At 44.4% G+C, this 2,282-nt stretch carries 3 protein-coding genes and 1 pseudogene; 2 read left to right on the top strand and 2 right to left on the bottom strand.

Annotated features, from left to right (window positions below):
• Together ACRCZA_RS10285 and ACRCZA_RS10280 are read left to right on the top strand one after the other, a co-directional pair.
• Positions 1-220: pseudogene (locus tag ACRCZA_RS10285) on the top strand (DUF1285 domain-containing protein); the annotation flags it as partial.
• A gap of 153 nt (positions 221-373) precedes the next feature.
• Positions 374-790: a MarR family winged helix-turn-helix transcriptional regulator gene (locus ACRCZA_RS10280; RefSeq protein WP_438674345.1), complete on the top strand. Its 417-nt coding sequence runs from the start codon at positions 374-376 to the stop codon at positions 788-790.
• 323 nt (positions 791-1,113) lie between these two features.
• On the opposite strand, the gene ACRCZA_RS10275 is transcribed toward ACRCZA_RS10280, so the two are convergent.
• Both ACRCZA_RS10275 and ACRCZA_RS10270 read right to left on the bottom strand, forming a co-directional pair.
• Complete coding sequence (locus ACRCZA_RS10275) at positions 1,114-1,458, bottom strand: hypothetical protein (RefSeq protein WP_438674346.1); 345 nt, start codon at positions 1,456-1,458, stop codon at positions 1,114-1,116.
• 328 nt (positions 1,459-1,786) lie between these two features.
• A partial coding sequence (locus ACRCZA_RS10270; protein WP_438674344.1) for a Glu/Leu/Phe/Val dehydrogenase family protein occupies positions 1,787-2,282 on the bottom strand: 496 nt, incomplete at its 5' end.

The raw sequence follows: 2,282 nt of genomic DNA, 5'->3' as shown, positions 1-2,282 counted from the left end.
GGTCGATGTGCCTTTACTGATTGTGGCGGTAGCAGCAGACAGTTCGGCTAGCGCCATCACGCTTACCAGCAGTCTTGGAACTGAGCATGTGATAACGGACTTATCGCAAATGTTGGTGACTGACTTTGGCATTTCTGTGCCCTTAGCGCGTGGATTATGGGGAAAACTTAACCGAGCTTGTTATTATCGTTTTGTGAATGAATTCAATTTGTCTGATTGATGCTGTGACATAACTACACATGTCGTCGGTAATGAGTTCAGGCGGTTAACTAGTTTATTGGCGGTTAACTGATAGTATTAGGGAACGCTTGACGCCTTAGGCGCAGGCCGTGTCACAGGATTTGGCTAATACCCTTGTTTGCGGAGGTGCTGATTGAATCGTTATGAAAGCTTGGGCTATTTGGTTTCTCACTTGAATATCGCCTTACAACATGAGCTTGATTCTCAACTTAAACGTTATCAGCTCGATATCAAATTATGGCCAGTGCTTTTTGCCCTTTGGCAGGAAGAGGGGATCACGCAAACAGAATTGTCTAAACGATGTGATGTGGCCAACTACACGATGACGCGCTTACTTGACCAACTTCAAGTGCAGGGGTTAATTACCCGGCACCAAGAATTGGATAATCGGCGGGCCTTTCAGATTTTTTTAACCGATGAAGCCAAGGCATTAGAGCAAGATTTAATTCGTGAGGCTGAAAGGGTCAACGAGACTTGTTTAGCGGTGTTGAGTGAGACTGAACGCGAACAATTTATGTATTTGCTTAATAAGATCAATAGGATGAGTTAGTTTTGGGAGTTGTTTACATTAAACGTCAATGAGCTGAATTGCAGTTAGCACGAGCCAGCGCTTATTGACTGCTGCTAACTCAGAATAGCCCATGAGAGTGCAAAAAAATTGTCGCGGAGAATAACCTAAACCCTTTTATCCTCTCGCTCAGTTCATCATCGATGGCAGCGAATTTCCCTGAGTTATGCGTTATGGTCTATTGATGTCGGATCATTACCCTGTACGGGCGTCGCCTTGCATTAATACCGGCCAAATTGTTGCAAAAACCACCCAGCAACGTCGACACGCCTTCGTTAGCAGCCAATGCTGCGATAATTGGCAAGCTAATTAAAATAGAGTGTAAACAAGCACAATAACCCTAAAAAAATCGTAGAGTGCTGCAGGACGCGCTGGCTTGCAAGGAAATCATCCTTACCTTGTTTCAGGCTGGTGACCAATTCGTTTTGTTTATAAATGCGGCACATTAACTCATCGGTTTGAGGGTCGATCAGTAATGTAAATCTGCACAGATGGCCATCTTTAAGCTGGATACAGTGTTCACTTTGGGGTTTAAAATTTCGCTTACGGGAAACCTGCTGACCATTTACCAAAACGCGCTCCAAACCATTCCAGTTACTGGCTTGCAGTTCCACCACATCCCCATTGAGAGCATACTTAAAGCGAATCATCATCGTCTCCTTTGCCAAGATTGGGACTGTTAAGTCAAGCAGACAAGTCGGCTTTTTTCTAGCGCACTCAATGAATATTTAGTTGCAAAAGTAGTGAGTTTTCAATTATCAGGGTTATTGATTTTGCGCTATAGCGCAGCGGGGGGCGATAACATCGTTGTGTATTTACAAAAAGTGTCATCGCTTAAGACTTAATACAAGCTGAAGCTGTAAAGGCTTGGGGTGGGACGGGGTCATGATGAGCGAGGGGATATAAACAGTGACAGCGGTACAACGCCGTAGTCACTGTTTATGACGGTATTAGAGTGGTTACTCAGTTAACGTAACACTACTTTTTGGCGGCTTGGATAATTGCCTTTGCCATTTCATCGGCCACCGCGCCAGTGGTGCGATTTTGCTCATCGGCTTTGGCAAAAATTTCCAACAAAGTGTGATAGATTTCTCTGACTTTGGCTTCAGATTTAGCCGCATCATAGTTATTTTCAAATGAAACGTTGATGATCCCGCCGGCATTGATCACATAATCGGGGGCATATAAAATCCCCATTTCTTTTAGCTGCTCACCGTGACGAACTTCAGCCAATTGATTGTTAGCGCACCCGGCGACAATTTTGGCTTTTAATTGCGGCAAGGTCGCATCATTCAAGGTTGCTCCAAGGGCGCAGGGGGCATACACATCGACATCTTGACTATAAATGTCCTGAGGTGAGACGACTGTGCTGTTAAAATCTTGTACCACTTTATCTAAGGAAGCCTGATGGATATCGGTGACGATGAGTTTTGCACCTTCTTCATGCAAGTGTTTGCATAAATAATAGCCCACA

Origin of the sequence: Shewanella sp. (genome assembly GCF_051658185.1) — a bacterium.
In the GTDB taxonomy this organism is placed as follows: Bacteria; Pseudomonadota; Gammaproteobacteria; order Enterobacterales; family Shewanellaceae; genus Shewanella.
The sequence above is the reverse complement of the archived record's forward strand: the minus strand, read 5'-3'. Positions and strand labels throughout refer to the sequence as shown.

Excerpts from the sequence above, each read along its gene's own strand:
- ACRCZA_RS10275 (WP_438674346.1), bottom strand. The coding sequence starts at position 1,458 with ATGATTCGCTTTAAGTATGCTCTCAATGGGGATGTGGTGGAACTGCAA.